This is a genomic window from Sphingobacterium lumbrici, assembly GCF_006476045.1.
In the GTDB taxonomy this organism is placed as follows: Bacteria; Bacteroidota; Bacteroidia; order Sphingobacteriales; family Sphingobacteriaceae; genus Sphingobacterium; species Sphingobacterium lumbrici.
Genome location: NZ_SRZY01000027.1, coordinates 36,997 through 58,383 on the forward strand (window position 1 = coordinate 36,997; position 21,387 = coordinate 58,383).

The 21,387-nt window shown below is 37.5% G+C and carries 16 protein-coding genes; 10 read left to right on the top strand and 6 right to left on the bottom strand.

From position 1 onward, the window contains the following. Positions 1–197: 197 nt before the first annotated feature. Genes E4F24_RS07935 through gyrA form a run of 3 tightly spaced genes read right to left on the bottom strand, consistent with a single transcriptional unit; the run spans position 198 to position 5,053 of the window. Positions 198–1,373, bottom strand: a complete 1,176-nt coding sequence (locus E4F24_RS07935; RefSeq protein ID WP_140938160.1) for a tetratricopeptide repeat protein — start codon at positions 1,371–1,373, stop codon at positions 198–200. Positions 1,374–1,386: 13 nt separating this feature from the next. After that, on the bottom strand, positions 1,387–2,484 hold the full coding sequence (locus tag E4F24_RS07940; protein WP_140938161.1) for a tetratricopeptide repeat protein: 1,098 nt from the start codon (positions 2,482–2,484) through the stop codon (positions 1,387–1,389). Between the two features lie 7 nt (positions 2,485–2,491). Further along, a complete protein-coding gene (gene gyrA / locus E4F24_RS07945; RefSeq protein WP_140938162.1) occupies positions 2,492–5,053 on the bottom strand; it encodes a DNA gyrase subunit A in 2,562 nt (853 codons plus the stop codon). 325 nt (positions 5,054–5,378) lie between these two features. Here gyrA and serC point away from each other — a divergent pair, with 325 nt between their 5' ends. The 6 genes from serC (at position 5,379) to E4F24_RS07975 (ending at position 13,267) form a co-directional block, all read left to right on the top strand. Next, positions 5,379–6,446 carry a 3-phosphoserine/phosphohydroxythreonine transaminase gene (gene serC / locus E4F24_RS07950; RefSeq protein WP_140938163.1) on the top strand — a complete coding sequence of 356 codons (1,068 nt, stop codon included), beginning with the start codon at positions 5,379–5,381 and terminating at the stop codon, positions 6,444–6,446. Between the two features lie 120 nt (positions 6,447–6,566). After that, positions 6,567–7,514, top strand: coding sequence for a D-2-hydroxyacid dehydrogenase (locus E4F24_RS07955; RefSeq protein ID WP_140938164.1), 948 nt, complete (start codon positions 6,567–6,569; stop codon positions 7,512–7,514). 192 nt (positions 7,515–7,706) lie between these two features. Further along, positions 7,707–9,020: an aspartate kinase gene (locus E4F24_RS07960; RefSeq protein WP_140938165.1), complete on the top strand. Its 1,314-nt coding sequence runs from the start codon at positions 7,707–7,709 to the stop codon at positions 9,018–9,020. Between the two features lie 15 nt (positions 9,021–9,035). Further along, positions 9,036–10,190: a diaminopimelate decarboxylase gene (gene lysA / locus E4F24_RS07965; protein ID WP_394344459.1), complete on the top strand. Its 1,155-nt coding sequence runs from the start codon at positions 9,036–9,038 to the stop codon at positions 10,188–10,190. 120 nt (positions 10,191–10,310) lie between these two features. Next, positions 10,311–11,120: a 4-(cytidine 5'-diphospho)-2-C-methyl-D-erythritol kinase gene (ispE, locus tag E4F24_RS07970; RefSeq protein ID WP_140938167.1), complete on the top strand. Its 810-nt coding sequence runs from the start codon at positions 10,311–10,313 to the stop codon at positions 11,118–11,120. Between the two features lie 143 nt (positions 11,121–11,263). Beyond that, complete coding sequence (locus E4F24_RS07975) at positions 11,264–13,267, top strand: heavy metal translocating P-type ATPase (protein WP_140938168.1); 2,004 nt, start codon at positions 11,264–11,266, stop codon at positions 13,265–13,267. Between the two features lie 229 nt (positions 13,268–13,496). Here E4F24_RS07975 and E4F24_RS07980 read toward each other — a convergent pair whose 3' ends face one another. Continuing rightward, positions 13,497–13,943, bottom strand: a complete 447-nt coding sequence (locus tag E4F24_RS07980) for a protein-disulfide reductase DsbD domain-containing protein (protein WP_140938169.1) — start codon at positions 13,941–13,943, stop codon at positions 13,497–13,499. A 585-nt stretch (positions 13,944–14,528) separates the two neighbouring features. On the opposite strand from E4F24_RS07980, the gene E4F24_RS07985 reads away from it, so the two are divergent. Genes E4F24_RS07985 through E4F24_RS08000 form a run of 4 tightly spaced genes read left to right on the top strand, consistent with a single transcriptional unit; the run spans position 14,529 to position 17,407 of the window. Then, positions 14,529–15,371, top strand: a complete 843-nt coding sequence (locus E4F24_RS07985) for an ABC transporter ATP-binding protein (RefSeq protein ID WP_140938170.1) — start codon at positions 14,529–14,531, stop codon at positions 15,369–15,371. Then, entirely contained in the window at positions 15,364–16,170 is an 807-nt protein-coding gene (locus E4F24_RS07990; protein WP_140938171.1) for a hypothetical protein, read from the top strand. Before E4F24_RS07985 ends, E4F24_RS07990 begins: the two co-directional genes overlap by 8 nt. Before the next feature lies 1 nt (position 16,171). Continuing rightward, entirely contained in the window at positions 16,172–16,546 is a 375-nt protein-coding gene (locus E4F24_RS07995) for a GntR family transcriptional regulator (protein ID WP_140938172.1), read from the top strand. A 6-nt stretch (positions 16,547–16,552) separates the two neighbouring features. Then, positions 16,553–17,407 (top strand): hypothetical protein, encoded by an 855-nt coding sequence (locus E4F24_RS08000; protein WP_140938173.1) that lies wholly within the window; start codon positions 16,553–16,555, stop codon positions 17,405–17,407. A 146-nt stretch (positions 17,408–17,553) separates the two neighbouring features. Here E4F24_RS08000 and E4F24_RS08005 read toward each other — a convergent pair whose 3' ends face one another. Together E4F24_RS08005 and E4F24_RS08010 are read right to left on the bottom strand one after the other, a co-directional pair. Further along, complete coding sequence (locus tag E4F24_RS08005; RefSeq protein ID WP_140938174.1) at positions 17,554–18,720, bottom strand: PepSY-associated TM helix domain-containing protein; 1,167 nt, start codon at positions 18,718–18,720, stop codon at positions 17,554–17,556. After that, the gene (locus E4F24_RS08010; RefSeq protein WP_140938175.1) at positions 18,721–21,063 is read right to left on the bottom strand and encodes a TonB-dependent receptor; all 2,343 of its coding nucleotides are present in this window, start codon (positions 21,061–21,063) and stop codon (positions 18,721–18,723) included. Positions 21,064–21,387: the final 324 nt, after the last annotated feature.

Consider the following 21,387-nt stretch of genomic DNA (forward strand, 5'->3'; position numbering starts at 1 on the left):
ACCTAACGCTATGTAGAATATTAGCACCGTGAAGAGGACTTATAAGACTTTCTTTTGCTCTGTATACACCTCTACACTATAAAATAGCCATTTTTAGAATACATAGGATTACCTCTGCACTGAGCAATGTATAAAAAAGGAGAAGGAGATGCCAATTGGCATCTCCTTCTCCTTTTTTATACACCTTATTGTTTTTATTAATTTAAATCATTTAATTTGTCTTGAATAACTTTTCCTTTGGCTTCATCCTGTGTGAAATCGTAAAGCCCTTTAAGTCCTCTCAATGCACTTTCGTTTTTTGGATCAGATTCAATTACTTTTGTAAAGTAGACTTCAGCTGGCTTAATCTTTTCTTTTAGTGCATTTACTTTTTCAGTATATTGATTGTTGTTTAACGTTTTGTCTTCGTTAATGATTTGCAATTCTTCACGAATCGAGTTTATTAATACAACCCCAGCATTCAAGTTTGCATCTGCATAATCTGGATCTATCTCAATCGCTTTTTTATAAGCTTCTAAAGCCCTTTGAGAATCATTAGCAGCCGAATATGCGATACCCAAATAATAATACAATCTTTTGTTTTGAGAATCTTTAGTTAATTGATTTTCAATTTCAGAAACAATTTTAGATTCGTTTCCAACGATTAGGTTTAATTCAATATTTTGAATTACAGCATCGTTATCATTTGGATAGGCTTGAGCCGCTTGAGCTGCATATTCAATAGCAGAAGTAGTATCTCCCAACGATAAGTATAATTTAGGTAAATCGACTACTACCAGTTTATGCGCTGAAAAATCCTTTCTATCTAACAGCTGCTTATATTTTTCTATGCCATTATTAAAATCGTGATATTGTATTGCTGCTAATCCCGAATAATAAATTAATGTAGTATCTCCTGGTAAATAGGTCAGGGCTTCATCGAAGAATGTATAAGCAGACTTGAATTCTTGCTTTTCCCAGGATCCCACACCTTCATTAAAATTGTATTGACCTATCAATTGACCGGCGGCTTCAATGTTTGCGGTATTTTTATTGTCCTTATCTAATTCTTTTGCTTTTGCAATACCTGCTACTGCTTTTGTAGCCGCTTCACTACTTTTTTCAAGAATAGCAATATTAGCATATACCAGGGAATAATACATCCATGTATCTGCCAAATCTTTAGTTTTAACATGCACACTGGCTTCATCGATAGCTTGTTTTGCTGTCGTCAGATTTGCTTTACCTAATTCGGCACTGCCTGCACTTTTAAATTCTTCAAGTTTTTGAATATTAGTAGCTGCCTTTTTTACGTTACTACTTTGTGAATAAGCCGTAGATGCTCCTGCTGCTATCAATACGGAAAGAACTATTGCTTTGTTTAAATAATTCATGTCTATTGTACTATTAATTATTCGAAAGTTGATTTAATAACATGTTAACTCTGTCTAGCTGTATCACATCATCAGCTGCTTCATAAAATAGAACCAATCCTTTGAGTGTATTTACAGCGTAGGGTTTAATTTCGTTCGCTTTCAACAGATGACTTTGTGCATCGTATTGTGCTTCAAGATTGTTTTTATCTTTCAAAAATGCATTTAGGTGAATCAAGCCCAACGCTAAATTCGCATCGTAATTACCATCATCCAACAGGATTACTCTTGTGTAATACCTCTTTGCTGCTTCAATATTTTGTTCGTTTTCATTTGCGAAACCAGCTAGATAATTTAATTGGATATTTTCAGGTTCAAACTTTAATGTTTCGTCAATAATAGGAACAATTGCTGCATAAGATTTGTTTTGAGCATAGACTTCTATTAGCTGGAAAAGAACATCTTTATTGTCACGAAATTTTGTCCTAGCAGTCTGAAGTGTGTTCAGATACAGTTGGTTTTCCCCCTTTTTATGGTAGAGGTTTGCTAATTCCAAGTATTTATTAGCATCAGCATTTGTACTGTCTATTAATTTTTTATAATAGAATACAGCGTCATCTATTTTATTCGTCTGGCTAGCTAACAGTGCCAAGTTATAGGTTACATCTTCTCCCTTTGATCCCAATTTCTCGACTTGTAGAAAATCAGAATAAGCATCCTCAAATTTTTTTCCTTCAATGGATTTATTTGCTTTATAAATATAAGCTGCAGCGAGATTCTGTTTTATATAATCCACTTCTCCTTGGGATTTATTTAAATCTTTAGGCTTTATTCGTGATAAAGCATTCGCTGCAATCTCTATTGGATCTTTGTCATTTTTGATTTTACGTGTGGAGTCGGAGTAAGCCATTGAGCTATAAATCATCGCGCGTAATAGATTCACTCTTGTATTGGAAGAGTCGCGCTTCGTTTTATACGTTGCATCAATAAACTTCTTAGCACCTTCAAGGTGAGTTAACTCGCCAGTTTTCGAATATTTGGCGAAACTGTTGGAGCTTTCCTTGTAATTGGATTGAGCTACAACAGTTCCGCTAATAGTTAAAAATAATAGTGAAGCTGTAAACGCTTTCATAATCTTATTATTCTTCAGTTTTATCATTATGTTGATCGTTAGATTCGGTGTTTTCTGAATCCTGATCTGTAAGATCATTTGGAATATCGTCCTCTTCTTCTTCACGAGCAACTTTGGTGATGGAAGCGATTGCATCACTGTCTTTCAATGTAATTAATCTTACACCCTGTGTTGCTCTACCCATTACTCTTAATGTCTCTACACCAATACGAATCACGATACCGGATTTGTTGATGATCATCAAATCATCTTGATCGGTGACACCTTTGATTGCTACAAGTTCCCCCGTTTTGTCGGTAACATTTATGGTTTTTACTCCTTTACCGCCACGGTTTGTAACACGATAATCGTCTATATCAGTACGTTTTCCATACCCTTTTTCGGAGACAACCAACACCGTTGCTTCAGAATTATCAACACTAATCATGCCAACTACTTCATCTTTTTCTGAAGCTAATGTAATACCGCGAACTCCTGTTGCTGTTCTACCCATTGGTCTTACCGTTGATTCATTAAATCTAATAGCACGACCTGATCGTAAAGCCATTACGATTTCACTTGTGCCACTTGTCAAAGATGCTTCGATCAATTGATCTCCTTCATTGATATTGATTGCATTAATGCCATTTGCTCTTGGACGAGAATAGGCTTCTAGAGAAGTTTTTTTGATTGTTCCCTTTTTTGTACACATAATGATGAAATTGTTTTCCAGATAATCCTGGTCTTTCAGATTCTTCACTAGTATATAGGCTTTAATTTTCTCTTCTTTCGGAATGTTGATAATATTCTGCAATGCTCTACCTCGTGAGGTACGGCTTCCTTCCGGGATTTCGAATGCACGTAACCAAAAACAGCGTCCGGATTCGGTAAATAGCAACATATAATTATGTGCTGTGGCTGTAATAATATGTTCCGTAAAGTCTTCGTCTCGTGTATTCGTTCCGATTGCTCCTTTACCACCCCGTCCCTGACGTTTGTATTCCGACAATGGGGTACGTTTTACATAACTGTTATTCGATATCGTGATCACGACTTCCTCATCATCTACAAAATCTTCCATCGTCATATCTTCGGCAGAGTGTACGATTACTGAACGACGTTCATCACCATATTTCTCTTTGATTTCAGCGAGTTCGTCTTTGATGATCTGCATACGTAAACCTTCATCGGCTAATACAGATTTCAAATATTCGATAGTCTTCATCAATTCCGCATATTCTTCTTTGATCTTATCACGTTCCAGTCCTGTAAGACGACGTAATGTCATATCCAAAATAGCTCGAGCTTGGATATCACTCAATCCAAAACGTTCCATCAATCCAATACGTGCATCTTCCGGAGTATCCGAGCTACGTATTAATTTGATGACTTCGTCTAGATGATCTAGTGCAATTAAATATCCTTCGAGTATGTGAGCACGTTTTTCTGCTTCAGCTAATTCATATTTTGTACGACGAATTACGACTTCGTGTCTATGCTCTACAAACTCATGAATCATATCTTTCAGATTCATTAACATTGGCCTTCCTTTTACAAGCGCAATGTTGTTTACAGAGAATGAAGTCTGTAATGAGGTATGTTTATATAAATTATTTAAGACAACATTTGCATTTGAGTCACGTTTTATCTCGTACACTATCCGGACATCCCGTGTGGATTCATCACGTATTTCTGAAATACCTTCAATTTTCTTTTCATTGATCAAATCCACTGTTCGCTTGATCATATCAGCTTTGTTGATCTGGTACGGAATTTCGGTGACGACAATGATTTCGCGACCTGATTTTGTGGTTTCGATTTCAGCCTTTGCCCGCATTACTATACGCCCCCTGCCTGTTTCCAGAGCCTCCCTTACACCATGATGTCCATAGATCAAACCACCCGTTGGGAAGTCAGGGCCTTTTACGAATTGCATTAATTCAGTAACCTCGATTTCGCGATTGTCTATATAGGCGATGGTTCCATCGATGACCTCTGTTAAATTATGAGGAGCCATATTTGTAGCCATACCCACGGCAATACCGGAAGCTCCGTTTACTAATAAGGTAGGGATACGTGTCGGTAATACAGTCGGTTCTTCTAAGGAGTCATCAAAGTTAAGCTGAAAGTCCACTGTATCTTTGTTGATGTCGGCCAACATTTCTTCAGCAATTTTGCGAAGACGGGCTTCAGTATAACGCATTGCTGCCGGCGGGTCACCATCTAAAGATCCATAATTACCTTGGCCATCGACAAGAGGATAGCGCATTGACCAATTTTGTGCCAAACGTACCATTGCATCATAAACAGATGAATCACCATGCGGGTGATACTTACCTAATACGTCCCCTACAATACGAGCCGATTTTTTATAAGGCTTTCCGGATGTAACACCTAGATCTAACATGCCGTATAAAACACGGCGGTGTACCGGCTTCAATCCATCCCTTGCATCAGGAAGAGCACGAGAGACAATTACTGACATCGAATAGTCGATGTAAGCAGCTTTCATCTGGTCTTCAATATTAATTTGAACAATCCTGTCGTGAGCAGGCATTAAATTGTTTTCATTTTCTGTTTCTTCAGCCATATTTACCTGGTTTCTGTAAAACTAAACAAAGTGCCCTAATTTAGGCACTTCGCATGCGAAGATACGATTTTTTTAGATGAAATCTTTAAATTTTGGCATTAATATTTCGTGATGAATAAGAACTGAAATTTCTCAGTTATCGATGAAAAATAGTGGTGTACTAGGTTTAATATTCAAAAGATTGTACTTGTCACGAAGTGTCAATGTTTTATAAAAAAGTGATAAAACTTGAATATTTGATAATAAAAATTTAATTTCATTTAAAATAACACAAAATAAAGTGTAAATTTGTGATTAAAATTTCACCTTAAAACAACACTTAAAAATGAAACATAATTTCGGTGCAGGTCCATGTATTTTACCTAAAGAAGTTTTTCAAGAAGCGTCTCAAGCAGTATTGGATTTTAATAATACGGGATTGTCAATTTTAGAAATATCTCATCGTTCCAAAGAATTCGAAGAAGTGGTAATAGAAACAGAACGTTTAGTACGTGAATTGCTAAATGTGCCACAAAATTATTCGATATTATTTTTGCAAGGTGGTGCAAGTCAGCAATTTGCAATGGTTCCGTTGAATTTATTGCCAGAAGGTGGTAAAGCTGCTTATTTTGATACTGGCGTATGGGCTACAAAAGCAGCTAAAGAGGCAAAAAAAATAGGTCAAATAGAAATTGTAGCTTCCTCAAGTGATAAAAACTATAATTATATTCCCAAAGGGTTTGAAGTTCCGGCAGATTCAGCCTATTTCCATTATACTTCTAATAATACGATCTATGGAACGGAAGTTTTTGACAAACCAAACGCTTCGGTTCCTACTGTAGTGGATATGTCTTCCGATATACTGAGCCGTGTGATAAATGTGTCCGATTATGATTTGATCTACGCTGGTGCACAAAAAAACATGGGACCAGCCGGTGTCACGTTAGTCATCATCAAAGACGAAATTTTAGGTAAAAGTAGACGTAGCCTACCCGCTATTTTTGATTATGAAGCACATATCAAAGCAGGGTCCATGTACAATACACCTCCAGTATATTCAATTTATGTGTCGATGTTGAATCTTCGTTGGTTAAAAGCCAAAGGAGGGGTCTCCGTGATCGAGCGAGAAAATATTGTAAAAGCCCGTACATTATATGAAGAGATTGATCGCAACCCTTTCTTTAAAGGTACGGCTGCAGTAGAAGATAGATCTCGTATGAACGTCACTTTTGTAATGGATAATCCGGATTTAGAGGCTGAATTTCTAGCTTTAGCTAAAGAACGTAATTTGATCGGTATTAAAGGCCATCGTTCGGTAGGAGGTTTTAGGGCTTCCATTTACAATGCCCTAAGTATCACATCTATTAACGCATTAGTAGATGCAATGCGGGAATTTGAAGAAAAACACAAATAGTTTTTCAATATGAGACTATCATGATTTTTCAGACCATATAATGGGGAGAATAAATCTGATAGCTTCATCACATTTTAGGAATAACCCGAGCTTGTGAGCTCACGAAGTAATTATATACAGATGAAAATTTTAGCGAATGATGGGATTGATCCTATCGGGAAAAAGATATTAGAAAATGCAGGCTTCATTGTGGATACAGTACATATTCCACAAGACGAGTTACCAAATCGATTAAATGAATATGATGCAGTGACCGTGCGTAGTGCTACGAAACTAAGACAGGCATTAATTGATGTTTGTCCTAATATTAAAGTGATCGGTCGTGGAGGTGTAGGTATGGACAACATCGACGTTGATTACGCGCGATCAAAAGGTATTGCTGTTGTAAATACGCCGGCAGCTTCTTCCCATTCCGTAGCAGAATTGGTATTTGCACATTTATTAAATGGCGTACGTTTTCTGTATGATTCAAATCGTAAAATGCCTGTGGAAGGTAATACTAATTTTGGTGGGCTGAAAAAAGTATATGCAGCGGGAATCGAACTTCAAGGTAAGACACTGGGGGTTGTCGGTTTTGGTCGTATCGGGAGAGAAACTGCTAAAATTGCTTTAGGCTTAGGTATGGATGTGCTTTATTCGGATCTCTTTGATGGACCTCAAGCACTCACATTAACACTTTCAGGTGGAATACAGGTAGATGTGCCCGTAAAACAGGTCGCATTGGAAGAAGTACTTCGTAATGCCGACTTCATCTCTTTGCACGTTCCTTTCTTGGACAAACCTGTCATTGGTAAAGAAGAATTCGGAATTCTTAAAGAGGGTGTTGCACTTGTAAACGCGTCACGTGGTGGAGTTATTGATGAGTTGGAGCTGGTAAATGCACTCAACTCTGGTAAAGTTTCATTTGCGGCACTGGATGTCTTCGACAATGAACCAACACCAAGAGAAGAGATTTTAAGTCATCCTAAAGTCTCTTTGACACCACACATTGGTGCAGCTACGAATGAAGCGCAAGAGCGTATAGGAGAAGAATTAGCTCTTCTTTTGATTGAAAATCTGAAGAAGTAGGTTTTCCGCATAAATAATATGCGGCACAAAAGCTTTTTAATGCATTTGTGCCGCTTTTTTTGTTATAATTCACCTGTAATAAGTATATTCACAGGCTTAAAAAAAATATTAAATTATGAAATGTTCAGGTTTACGAAAATATAGCGTATACTGAATATTCCATATGACAATTAAAAGTCAAATTATACACATATGAAAATTCTAAAATTCGGCGGTACTTCTGTAGGAAGTGCAGCGCGTATCAAAGGGTTATTGGATATAGTAAATCCATCTGAGCGCCAGATCGTCGTGTTGTCTGCGGTATCGGGTACGACAAATGCATTGGTTGAAATAGGTCAAGCTTTTCTGAATGGGAAGAAGGATGATGCAGATCAGTTGATCAAAACGCATAAAGATAAATACAATGAGTTAATTAAAGAGTTGTTTACTACCGAAGAGGGGCTTAAGAAGGGACAGGAACTAATTGATTCTCATTTTAATCATATTGCGTCATTATCTAATGATATTTTTACGCCTACCGAAGAGAAGATTATACTGGCACAGGGGGAGTTGCTTTCGACGACGTTATGGCACTTTCATCTTACCGAAATAGGTGTTTCTTCTGTTTTGTTACCTGCGTTGGATTTCATGAAAATTGATGAAGATAATGAACCGGTAATAGAGTATATCAGTGAAAAATTGAGTGCTATATTGGCAGAGTATCCGTCCAATAGCTTATTCATTACACAGGGATATATCTGTCGTAACGCATTCGGCGAAATTGATAATTTACGTCGGGGTGGTTCAGATTATACAGCATCCTTAATCGGCGCAGCTATTCGAGCAGATGAAGTTCAAATCTGGACAGATATTGATGGCATGCACAATAATGATCCCAGGGTAGTAACTAATACAAAGCCGATTGCGAACCTTAGCTTTGATGAAGCTGCTGAGTTAGCCTATTTTGGGGCAAAAATTTTACATCCACAAAGTGTATTCCCAGCACAAAAATACAATGTACCGGTGCGTCTATTAAATACAATGGATCCTCAGGCTAAGGGTACATTGATTTCAAAAAATGGAGGAGAGAAAGGTTCTATACGTGCTATTGCTGCCAAAGATGGTATTACTGCCATACATATCCACTCCACGCGCATGCTTTTAGCCTACGGTTTCTTGAGAAGAGTATTTGAAATTTTTGAGCGATATAGAACTCCGATTGACATGATTACAACATCCGAAGTAGCAGTATCTTTATCCATTGATGATACGAGCAATTTGTTGGAGATTATTAAAGAAGTAGAAGGCTTTGGTAAAGTAGGAGTAGATGAAGGACAGACTATTGTATGTGTGGTAGGTGATTTCGGAGCTAATACACATGGGTATGCTGCGCGTGTTTTGGACGCGGTAAAACATCTTCCCGTTAGAATGATTTCTTACGGAGGATCCGATTATAACGTGTCGATATTGCTGGATTCTAAACACAAAACGGAAGCGTTGCGCTCTTTACATAATAGATTATTTTAAGATAAAAAAGGAATGCTGTTTGACGATCAACAAGTAGAAAAATTAGTAGGGGTTGAAACACCTTTTTATTACTACGATCTAACATTGTTAGAACGAACTTTGGATGCCGCAAAAAATGCGGCTGATAAACGTAATTTTCATATCCACTATGCGCTGAAGGCAAATTTTAATGACAGAATATTGTCGATTATTCAATCGAAAGGATTTGGTGCCGATTGTGTAAGTGGTAATGAGGTTCAAAAATCCATTGATGTCGGTTTTGACGCTGGCAAGATTACCTTTGCTGGAGTCGGTAAATCAGACAAAGAAATTATAGCCGCATTAAAGTATCAAATTTTTGCATTTAACGTGGAGTCTATACAGGAACTTGAAGTAATCAATGCGTTAGCAGCTGACTTAGGAGAGAAGGCAAATGTATCTTTGCGCATCAACCCCAATGTAGACGCTCATACACATCATTACATTACGACAGGTTTAGACGAAAATAAATTTGGAGTTCCAAATTCTGAATTAGAACAGGCTGCAGCTGTTTTGAGGTCTTGCGAACACGTTAATCTGGTTGGATTGCATTTTCATGTAGGATCTCAAATTACGGACATGAATGTTTTTAAGAGCCTATGTGTGAAAGTAAATGAATGGAAAAGCTGGTTTGAAGAGCGAGGTACTTACATTAAAGTAATTAATGTAGGGGGAGGCTTAGGGGTTGATTACCATGCTCCTGATGAAAATCCTATTCCCGATTTTGAAGCCTATTTTGATGTGTTTGATAAATTTTTGGATCGTAATGGGCAACAAGAGGTTCATTTTGAATTAGGCCGTGCTTTGGTAGCACAATGTGGAAGTTTAGTAAGCAAAGTATTGTACACCAAAAGTGGGACCAAAAAGCATTTTCTGATATTAGATGCTGGAATGACGGAATTAATGCGTCCAGCTCTTTATCAAGCATATCATAAAATTGAAAAAGTAGGAGCCGACCAATATGCAAAGACAATCAACTATGATGTAGTCGGGCCTATATGTGAAAGTTCGGATTGCTTTGGCAAGGAAGTCCCCCTTCCTGAATCAAAAAGAGGTGATTTGATTGCTGTTCGGACAGCGGGTGCCTATGGCGAAGTAATGGCTTCACGTTATAATCTGAGAGAAGAAATAAGATACATTTATTCTAAATAAAAAGAGGTTGTTTCAAATGACACTGCCCCCAAAAAGTTAGACACGATTTGGGGGCATTTTTATGACAAAAAAAAATGATTTTATTAAATGAAATCCGAAATTGCATTGTATTTTTGATTTATGCTTTCATTCGCTAATGCCAAAATTAATTTAGGTCTTCATATTACAAAAAAAAGGGGAGATGGGTATCATAATATCGAGACGGTTTTTTATCCCGTAAAGTTATACGATGTCGTTGAAATTACAGAGTCGGATTCCTTTTCCTTTCGATTGGATGGTCTCTATATACCACACGGAGGTATTAATCTTTGTGAAAAGGCATATCAGCTGCTTCGTGCTGATTTTGATCTTAAGCCGGCTTCCATTCACCTGTTGAAAAATATCCCTATTGGAGCTGGTTTGGGTGGAGGATCCTCTGATGCGGCTCAGGTACTGATTTTATTGAACCGATTAAACGAATTGGATTTGACGACCGAGCAGCTCGAAGGTTACGCTGCAAAACTGGGCGCCGACTGTCCATTTTTTATCCAAAACAGGCCAGTTTTTGCTAGCGGAACCGGAACAACATTTGCCCCAATAGAATTGGATCTTTCCAAATATCGTATTATTATTATCAAACCCGATATTCACATATCAACAGCCAACGCATATCAGCATATTACACCGCAGACACCAACGATAAATATTCAACGTGTTATCCGTTTGCCTATCCAAGAATGGAAATATTATTTAACAAATGATTTTGAATTGGGTCTGTTTCGGCAGTATCCGTTGATTGAAAAGATAAAGCATAAGCTCTATGAAAAAGGAGCACTGTATGCGTCGATGTCTGGCTCCGGATCAGCGGTGTTTGGTATTTTTGAACAGGAGGAAACAGATTTAATCGAGTTGGAAGGTTTCGGTAAAATCTACTATCCTGTAGAGTTGTAAAAATAACGCACGATCGTACCTTTATGTCCCAAACGTAATTTTCGCTGTGGACAATGCATTTCTAATCGCTGTATTTATTCATTTAAGATCAGTAACTTCGTAATAGGATAAAAATCAATATCGTAAAAAAAATGAAGTGATCTATGCAGCATAAACATAATTATATTGATGGTGTATGTACGATTTGTAGTCAAACTACAAATCGTACATACACCAAAGCAGATAACGCCTGCTGTGTCCATACGTGCGACCACAGCGATAACGGTCATCAGCATTCCGAATCCATGAGTACATTTTATCTCTTTGTTCCTGCTGTTATCAGTTTAATACTTCTGCTTTTCGGTATCGGTTTAGATCATTATGTTAGGCAGTCTTGGTTTAATGGAACGATACGTTTTTTTGGGTATCTAATTGCTTATATCCCGGTTGGTTTACCTGTTCTTAAACAAGCGGTAGGTAGTATATCCCGAGGAAACCTTTTTTCCGAGTTTTTTTTGATGGGTATTGCCACATTAGGCGCATTTGCGATTAACGAGTATCCTGAGGGAGTCGCAGTTATGTTGTTTTACACAATAGGTGAAAATTTTCAGAGCTTGGCAATTACGCGTGCGAAGGCTAATATCAAAATGTTATTGGATCAACGTCCCGATGAAGCAACAGTCTATCGAGATGGCGATTGGACGAAAATAAAAGCAGCTGAAGTAAACGTAGGAGACAGGGTTCAGGTTAAGCCAGGCGAGAAGCTGGGATTAGATGGTGTTTTGAGCAGTGATAAAGCTATTTTCAATACAGCGGCTTTAACTGGTGAAAGTAAGCCCGAAGGGAAGAATAAAGGAGATGTGGTGCTTGCGGGAATGATTAACTTGTACACTGCCATTCAAATGGAAGTAACTGCAGTATACGAAGACAGCAAACTCAGCAAGATTCTTCAATTAACGCAAGAAGCTTCTTCTCAAAAGGCGCCGACTGAATTGTTTATTTCCAAATTTGCCAAAATATACACACCTATTGTTGTTTTTTTAGCAATAAGTATCATCTTTTTTCCTTTTCTTTTTGTTGATGACTATGTGTTTCGGGATTGGCTGTATAGAGCGTTGGTGTTTTTGGTGATATCATGTCCGTGTGCGCTGGTAATTTCTATCCCACTGGGGTATTTTGGAGGGATAGGTGCAGCCAGTAGAAATGGAATTTTGATTAAAGGTGGAAATTTTTTAGATGTATTGGCTTCCTTGAAACATGTAGTAATGGATAAAACCGGTACGATGACAGAAGGGGTATTTGATGTTCAAGACGTGCAGTTCAATGGTGTTATCAATCGTGACAAAATTTTAAGCTATATAAACGTACTTGAGTCATATAGTACACATCCTGTCGCTACAGCCATTCACAAATATGTTGGAGAAATAGATAAAAGTATTCACATGGAGCGTGTAGAAGAAATAGCTGGCTATGGTCTCAAAGGTATAGTCGAAAATAAAGTATTATTAGTCGGGAATTTTAGGCTGCTGGATAGTGCGCAGATTAAATATGATACAGATCTTAATTCGATAGCTCATACCACAATAGCTGTTGCTTTCAACGGTATTTATATCGGTTATATGACGATTGCTGATAAAATAAAAGGGGATGCAAAGGAAACCATTGATCGGTTACATGACATGCAATTACACGTTACCATGCTCAGTGGCGATAAATCTTCGATAGTTAGGCAGGTAGCAGAAGATTTAGGTATTGATCAGGTATTTGGTGATCTTCTTCCGGAAGATAAAGTGAACAGATTTAAGACGATAAAACAGGATAACGTTAAGATAGCTTTCGTTGGAGATGGTATTAATGATGCACCTGTAGTCGCCTTAAGCGATGTGGGTATTGCTATGGGTGGGTTAGGGTCAGATGCAACCATAGAAACGGCGGATGTTGTTATTCAAGATGATCGTCCTATTAAAATCCCACTCGCTATACATATTGGAAAAAAAACAAAACAGATCGTCTGGCAGAATATTTCGTTTGCATTTGGTGTGAAAATTATCGTCCTAATTTTGGGAGCAGGAGGATTAGCTACGATGTGGGAAGCGGTCTTCGCTGATGTAGGGATTGCATTATTAGCTATTTTTAATGCTATTAGGATTCAGCATATCAAGTTTTGATTGGTTGTCCATACGATTCCAGTCAATAAAATTCTAGTCTGCTGTCTACAGTATCAGCGCTTAGTAAAAAAAACGACCGTTCGAATAAGATATATCACAAAAGAGCAAACCATATTAGGCTGCTCTTTTGTTAATAGCTAGAATGAAAAATCTTAATATCCGAATAACTCTTCAAGATTTAACTTTGTAAGTCTTCCAATGTTGCGGAGCTGTTCATCTGTGATATGAACTATTTGATGCTAATTGCAAAAGCTTTTTCATCAGGAGGGAGACACTGCTCGTTATTGCAGACCATAAATTCAACTGTGCCCTTGACTATTGTCTGACCCTTTTTTAATTTAATTTTTTGTTGAAAAACGACTTCTTTGGTGAAATATAACACCTGCATATTAAACGTTTTTTCAAACTTTTTGTTCGGAGTAGGTTCGAGAACCTTTCCAACGAGTTGATAATCGCTTGATGGTGTGAAGCTGAATGAAGTTGGAACAGGACCTCCCTCACCGATATATTGTGAATAGATATTCCAACCATTATCGATTGTAGCTTTGAAAAGGAGTACTGCTTCACCTTTTTTTGTCTTTTTAGCTGCAAATGTCCACTTTACGGGATCTAAGATCTGTGCCTGTGACGCACTTAGTGCAAATAAGGCAATGATTAGTATTGCTAATCTTTTCATACGGTTTTAATTTTAATGTTTACTTGGATCTGTTTTTTTACCGTGCACACCAGATAGTATATCAAAGGTGTACTAGTTTCTTTCATCAAACCTCTAGAATTTTTAAATTATTATCAATGCGAATATGTTTTTTCAATAAAATTTTCGGTTTTTATTAATTTATTCCGTAATTTTTATGGTTACCTAAAGACTATGGTTTCATTTAAATGTAGTTTTTTACGGCTTATCTCTTCCAAGAGAAGGGGGGTGATTCAGATGTACAAGCCAATAAACAGATTAACGGGTTACATCAGGGGCATCTGTAAAATAGATTAATATCTACTGGTTTAAGCATTATGAAGGGAATATTGAGAAAAAAGAAAGGTTTTCAAACGGGGAGAATGAAAACCTTTACTAACCAATTATAAACCTAAATTATGATGACACAAATATAGTGTGTTTTATACACTAAGTGCAAATGTTTTCATAAAAAAGACATTTTAATGACAATAGACAAATTGAAGGGCAAAAAACATTTTTTATTATAAAAATTGAAAATTAAAATAATCTTTATAACTTAGTGTATTATTTAAGTAGTACACTAGTATGATAACTATTCAAAACCTGAATTTCAATTACAATAAGGCCAGGCCCTTATTTAAGAACATGAATATGCAACTTACTGAAGGGCATATTTATGGTTTGCTCGGAAAAAACGGAGCAGGCAAATCCACCTTGTTGAAAAATATTGCGGGTCTTGTTTATCCATCTGCCGGTTCATTGCAGGTGCTCGGGCATAATCCCACCAAGCGCGAGCCTTCGCTTTTACAACAGATTAGTTTTATCCCAGAAGAATTTCATTTGCCGTCTGTGAAATCCTCAACCTATGTGAAAGTCAATGCACCGTTCTATCCTAATTTTGATCATGCTTACCTAAATGGGTTGCTTTCGGAATTTGATATTCCTATTCAGCAGAAGCTCTCGGAGATGAGCTACGGGCAGAAGAAGAAATACATTATAGCCTTTGGATTGGCGACCAATGCGAAATTAATCATCATGGATGAACCAACAAACGGATTAGATATTCCATCTAAAGCGCAGTTTCGCAAAATAATGGCCTCGGCTATGACGGAAGATCGCTGCATTATTATCTCTACGCATCAGGTACGTGATTTGGATAATCTGATCGATGCGGTTATTCTTTTAGACGAACAGAAAGTAGCATTGAATGCTTCTATTGATGAAATAACGGCAGCATTCACTTTCAAAAAAACAAGGGAGCTTGATGACACTGTATTATATGCAGAAGAAGCATTAGGTGGCTATCAGGTTATTGCCGCTAATAGCAATCTTGAGGATTCGAAGCTGGATATGGAATTACTATTTAATGCGGTTCTCGCAAAAAAAGGTAACATAACTTCAATTTTAAATACCGTTCATCATGAATAATACATTTGATTTCAATCGGTTTTTCCTTCTGTTACGCCGGGAATGGATCAACTTTGGAAAGATCTATCTTATTTCTCTGGCCGTTGTTACAGGTGTAATTGCTGCATTCTATGGTTATAATATAAACGAACAATTAACCTATGGGCATGGCAGCTGGACGGCCACGCTCAGTTTCAGGCCATTTATTTTCATCTTTTTAGGTCTTTTATTTTTAACTATGATTTCTAGCGGCTATTTCGCTGATCTGGGACAAAAGCCAAAGGCGATTATCGAATTGCTGATTCCTGCTTCCAAGTTGGAAAAATTTCTGGCAAGTATAGTCTATACCGTTATCTTGACAATAGGTTCTTATTTTCTGCTGTTCTACCTTATCGATTTTGCATTTGTATCCTATATACGAACTTTTGCCACGGAAACCATGTCGATAGCGCAAGAAGACGGAACGCAGGTCGTGATCGATAATATCGTTTATTTTTTTAATCAACCGTTTCCGAAACCGACAAAGTTTTTTCTTTTTTTGCCGTTTCTGCTAAATAGTCTGTTTTTATTGGGATCGATTTATTTCAGGAATTTTCACTACATCAAAACAGCCATCAGTGTTATGATCTATGTTGCCTGCTGGATAGGTTTAGTTGTTTTTATTATGAACCGCGCAACGAGCGACACGATCGTGGTAGGTATTGGATTTTGGCAACAATATGAAATTAATATACTTAAGATTTTATGTGGCACCGGCATAATATTAACGTTAATTTTTTGGTTTTTGAGTTACTTGCGATTAAAGGAGAAGGAGGTTTGATATGGATTTTAATAATAATAAAGCAATATATCTACAGATTGCGGAGCACGTCTGTGAGCATATATTGCTCGGTAGTTGGAAGCCGGAAGAAAAGATTCCTTCAGTCCGGGATATGGCAGTAAATGTGGAGGTTAATCCCAATACCGTGGCGCGTACCTATGAGTTATTGCAGCAGAAGGGAATTATCTACAACAAAAGGGGGGTTGGCTTTTTTCTCAGTCTGGATGCTATTCAACAGGTACAGCATTACCGAAAGGCAATCTTTATCGGCGAAGAATTACCTCAGGTGTTTAAAAACATTTATTTATTAAATATTGACCTGGATGACATCACCCGTATGTATCAGGCGTTTATTGAACAAAACTTCAAAAAATAGATAGCGATGAAATTAAGTAATAAATTATTGATTGCCTTGGCGATAATACTTTTTGTGATACCGATCAGTGTTATGTATGTAGTAACAAAAATCAATCGCGTTGATGCAAAGGAGTATTCAGCCATAACGCAAGAGGAAGCAATAAGTATGGACGTTTCTGACAAATATATGCGTACGATAAACGTACAGCCTTTTAAACAAGTTAGTATCGTAGGGTCCAATCGTACGTCTCTCACTCTTCAGCTCGTAAAAAGCGAAAAATTTGCCGTTAAAGTAGATAAAGGAAAAGAAACTGATTTTGTCTATCAGATCGACGATCGAGGAAATTTAGAACTTGATTTTCAAAACCGTGATAGATATAACTATTTATCGGTTTCCATATTTTCACCTCAGGTGGACGAATTATCAGTTTCCAACGTAGAGCTACACAATTTTACAGTTCAGGCATCAGCGTTCCAGATGAACCTAGTAGGGCAACGGAATTTTACTTTTGGATTGAATACGAAAATAGATCATTTATCATTAAAAGTGAGCAAGTCCAATTTTGATATGCGCTGGGTTGATATTGCCAGTGAGCCACTACATGGCGTACGTGATCTTACATTAGATCTTGATAGCAGTTCTATTCGCTTTCATAAAAAAGCTTTTACAAGATTACATGCAAGTATTAAAGATTCGGAGATCGCATTTAACTTACAAAAAGATACTGCAAGCCACATAGACGAAATGAATGTGACTACAGAAGGAAAATCTGCTGTATATATAAACAATGCCAAAATAAAGCAGCTTTCCGGAGGTCTTTCCGATCAAACGGTGACAGATATTCCCGTTTATTATTTACGTCAGTTATTGAATAACTAAAATTCAGCCTTGTAAAAATAAGCTCCCCACGATACAGATGAATCGCGGGGGGCTTATTTTTACATTCAGGTTATATTTGCTTTTATTGTACTCATATTGCAAAAGGAGTGGAGATAAAAAAGGGGAGATATCTGTATATTATAGATTTATAGCTTAGATAAAAGTTGGTTAAAGTTTTTTTTCCTGCTTTTATTCCACCAAATAATATAGCCGGTTACCGGGAGAATGGCGCAAATTAAGGATACAAAAAAGGCTAGGACTTTAGTCCATATACCACGAATGTTACCTGTATGGATGTCGTAATTTAATGACGCTATTTTATCACCACCGGATAGAGATTTGCTTGATTTTATTTCTTTGATATATAGATTGTTTTTATCGAAATAGTACCATTCAAAAAGTCCGCTACGTTGCTCATCCAAACGTACCTGTATATCTAGCACTGGGATATTTGACGATCGTAGGCGTATCGACATCATACCCGCGTCATTATGCTTTTCTAGTGCATAATGGAGTGCATTGTCCAAAGGGTCAATATATATGCTATCTATTGGAGACTGAGGTAATGACAGTAGTGGCTGATTGCCAGTAGAAAAGCTGTTTAGAAAAGTGGTATACGACATTTTGAAACCGGGAAATGAGAATACCAATCCGGTAATAGCTATGGCTAGTGCTAATAAGAAGCTGTAGAAACCGAGCACATTGTGCAGATCATAGTTGAAGCGCTTCCATTTGGTTTTTATATTGAACCAAATGCTGCGTTTTAAGGTTTTACCTTTCCACTTTTTCGGCCACCACAATACAATTCCCGAGAGAAGGGTAACTGCAAAAATCGCTGTAGAGTAGCCGACTATTGGGTGTCCGTATTTTTTACCGAGTAGTAAATGGAGATGCAGTTGTAGCATCAGCTGAAAAAACTCGGTTTTAGAATTTTCAATCGCTGTGACTTCTCCGGTATAGGGATTAATGAATACACGTTTGTAATAAACGTAATAGTTCCAATAACCAAACGCTTGTTCGTCCGTTTCCTGTGCACGGAATACCCAGGTTCGATCCGGAGCCGGATATAGATCAACACGCGACACCGTTTCTTCTTTTTCAAGTGCTTCCTGCGCGATTTCGAGCAATTCACTTAGGGGTAGAGGCGATGACTGATCAGCCTCCATTTGGATAAAATATTTTTGTGGGTATACCACAAGCTTGAGATCATCGTGAAAGGTATAGAGGCATCCCGTGATACTCAGTAAGAATACCACTATACCTGTTATGATGCCAAGCCATTTGTGCAGCCAAAGGATTATCTTCTTGAACACTTAAAATTTGTAATTAATGTTTAATGAGGCTATCGTCCCCATTCCTTTTACATAGTTGACATTTTCAGCTCTATATTGACTAAGTACAGTATAATAGTCTGTATTAAACAGGTTCTCTATACCCATTCCCAATGACCACTGATTATTAATCTTATAAGAAGCATTTAGATTAAAGAGGTTTACATCGTGCACAGGGCCTTCTGTTGCTCGGTATTTTCCGGTCGCTTGAACTGAATCAAATCGATCTCTTGAACCGGTATGTACCCAAAATAATTGAATGTTCCAAGCTTGATCGGGCGTAAAATAGACGTATCCAGTCGCCTTAGGAGGGCCAATCAGGGATCCATTAATATAGGTCTCGATGCCGTTTTCCTGTTCAGACTTACCTTCTACATAAGCGTAGGTACCACCCACTGTCCAATTGGAGGAGAGCCTTGCATTCAGTGCGACTTCGAATCCGTAAATATACTGTGGTGTGCGCTGCGGCATTAAATAACCACCGACATCCACAAGTTCAACGCCTAACTTTGATGTACTTTTGTAATAGGCTGCGGACAATTGGAATATACTATATGTGCTGGAGAAACCTACTTCATAATTATTTGTAATGATAGGATCTGTCTTTAGACTATCTAGATCGTTATTGGTAGCTCGGCGGACGATACGGCCCAATTCGTTGATTGCGAAACCTTGAGAAAAACTGACAAATGGATTAAAGAAATCATATTTATTAAAACGCAGACCAGCATTAAACATCGTCCCATTGTAAGGTATTTCTCCCCCCGTTACGGCAATACTGCCTTCGTTGTTTGGTCCTGTTGCTATCGTATTGAAGTTTTTGATCGTCACAGTTGCATTTTCATAACGTAGACCACCTTTGAAAATTAGATTTTCAAAAAAGTCAATCTTTACCTGTGCGTAAGGTGCCATATTAACCATATTCATATTAGGAATGTATACTCTACCATCCGTTAGGTCTTGATTGGTAACATCATTAAGTAGGTCGAGACCATAAGTGACTTCAGAAGGGAAATTTCCTATTTGAAAAGGGGTATTTAGGTTAATACGCAACCCTTTTTTTGTGGAGTTTATCTGTGTCTGTCCCGGACCGTACCATGCTGTTGCATTCTCGACATAACGATTCATCGATCTAAATGTATTATAATAGCCCGATACTTGAAATAACGTATTGTCAAATAGATTGTTTTTGGTATAAGTTAACATGGCATTGTGGTTGTATGGTGTGCCAGCAGGTTTTCCCGGATCTTCACCTTTGATGCCGATAGTTGGCGACTCTTCATATACACCAGCCTGACTGATGTATCGAGAGTGCTGTGTACTGTTATATAAATTGTAGACAAGGGCTAGAGAAGAGGTGGAATCGATATTGTACCCTAGTTTAACAAAGGCATTGTACTGGTAGCTGTTTGATAGTCCATCCGTTTGCCCGAGAGCTATGCCATCAGCGTCTCGCTGTAATGCGGTGTAATCTGCTGATCCACTGACTGTATAGCTAAATTTATTGCGGCGACCATATAAACTTTGCGCAATCCTATATCCGGCTGTTTCGCTACTTCGATAAGGACTTAACGTACTTCTCATCGTGGTAACACCGCCAATAGGGACACTTAAACGATCGTTGCTTTTGGTAATATAGTTAATAATACCACCTGCTGAGCCGTTTCCGTAAATAGAAGTTGCTCCTTTGATTATTTCTACCCGCTCTATAACGCTCGGATCGATGGATCGTAAATCTCGAGCACCATTCATAAGAGGAGTTGATTGTGGAATACCGTCAATCAATACCAAAACTGATCTTCCTCGGAGGGTTTGTCCCGCATTAGTAGCTTTATTGGTCGTGGTTCCTAATCCTGGGACAGTATTACCTAATATACTAGCTAAATTAGTACTTATCTGACTTTGTGCTTCGATATCTTTAGCTGTGAGGATAGAAATTGAAGAAGGTACTGTAGAGATGCTTTCAGGTTTACGTCCGGCGGTTACTACTACTTCGTGGAGATTTTGGATGCCTTCTAATGAAATCAGTAACTGTTGTTTGCTGACCGTATCTAACAACACTACTTTATCCAGGTCGTGGTAGCCTGCGTATGAAACACCTAACCGTATATTATTTGCTGTTGAAGAAGGCAACTGAAAAATTCCATTCTTATCAGTGTAACCTAAATTTCGTCCATCTATCCAAATATTGGCATTGACAATTGCATTTTTTTGTTGATCACTCACTTTTATCTGTAATGCTTGAGCTGATGCATAAGTACCACTGAAAAGCAGAAAACCAGAAGTTACTAACTTAATATATTGTTGCTTATAAAACTTTAACATAGCGATGTTTTTATTTAGACTGATTTTAAATTAAGGCAAATATAATAAGATTTTAAAAAAAACACAATGCTTTGGATAATATTGATTATAGGCAATAGTGCAGTACTAATCTCATCTTATAAAGCACAGATTTAGTGGTTAACAGCACAGACTAGAAGATGAATACTATACACTATCGTTCCTTATTGTGTCAGCATTATAAAGGTTTGGCAACATTAAAGAAATAGACTACGGTTTAATAATAATTTCAAAAATAGGACAACTATATTTTGTAAAAATTAATAAAAAAGCTACTTTTGTGTATTATTGATAATTAATGACATA

Excerpts from the sequence above, each read along its gene's own strand:
- E4F24_RS08000 (WP_140938173.1), top strand. The coding sequence starts at position 16,553 with ATGAAATTAAGTAATAAATTATTGATTGCCTTGGCGATAATACTTTTT.
- E4F24_RS07975 (WP_140938168.1), top strand. The coding sequence starts at position 11,264 with ATGCAGCATAAACATAATTATATTGATGGTGTATGTACGATTTGTAGT.
- ispE (WP_140938167.1), top strand. The coding sequence starts at position 10,311 with ATGCTTTCATTCGCTAATGCCAAAATTAATTTAGGTCTTCATATTACA.
- E4F24_RS07955 (WP_140938164.1), top strand. The coding sequence starts at position 6,567 with ATGAAAATTTTAGCGAATGATGGGATTGATCCTATCGGGAAAAAGATA.
- E4F24_RS07935 (WP_140938160.1), bottom strand. The coding sequence starts at position 1,373 with ATGAATTATTTAAACAAAGCAATAGTTCTTTCCGTATTGATAGCAGCA.
- E4F24_RS07985 (WP_140938170.1), top strand. The coding sequence starts at position 14,529 with ATGATAACTATTCAAAACCTGAATTTCAATTACAATAAGGCCAGGCCC.
- E4F24_RS07960 (WP_140938165.1), top strand. The coding sequence starts at position 7,707 with ATGAAAATTCTAAAATTCGGCGGTACTTCTGTAGGAAGTGCAGCGCGT.
- E4F24_RS07980 (WP_140938169.1), bottom strand. The coding sequence starts at position 13,943 with ATGAAAAGATTAGCAATACTAATCATTGCCTTATTTGCACTAAGTGCG.
- E4F24_RS07995 (WP_140938172.1), top strand. The coding sequence starts at position 16,172 with ATGGATTTTAATAATAATAAAGCAATATATCTACAGATTGCGGAGCAC.
- E4F24_RS08010 (WP_140938175.1), bottom strand. The coding sequence starts at position 21,063 with ATGTTAAAGTTTTATAAGCAACAATATATTAAGTTAGTAACTTCTGGT.
- serC (WP_140938163.1), top strand. The coding sequence starts at position 5,379 with ATGAAACATAATTTCGGTGCAGGTCCATGTATTTTACCTAAAGAAGTT.
- E4F24_RS07940 (WP_140938161.1), bottom strand. The coding sequence starts at position 2,484 with ATGAAAGCGTTTACAGCTTCACTATTATTTTTAACTATTAGCGGAACT.
- gyrA (WP_140938162.1), bottom strand. The coding sequence starts at position 5,053 with ATGGCTGAAGAAACAGAAAATGAAAACAATTTAATGCCTGCTCACGAC.
- E4F24_RS07990 (WP_140938171.1), top strand. The coding sequence starts at position 15,364 with ATGAATAATACATTTGATTTCAATCGGTTTTTCCTTCTGTTACGCCGG.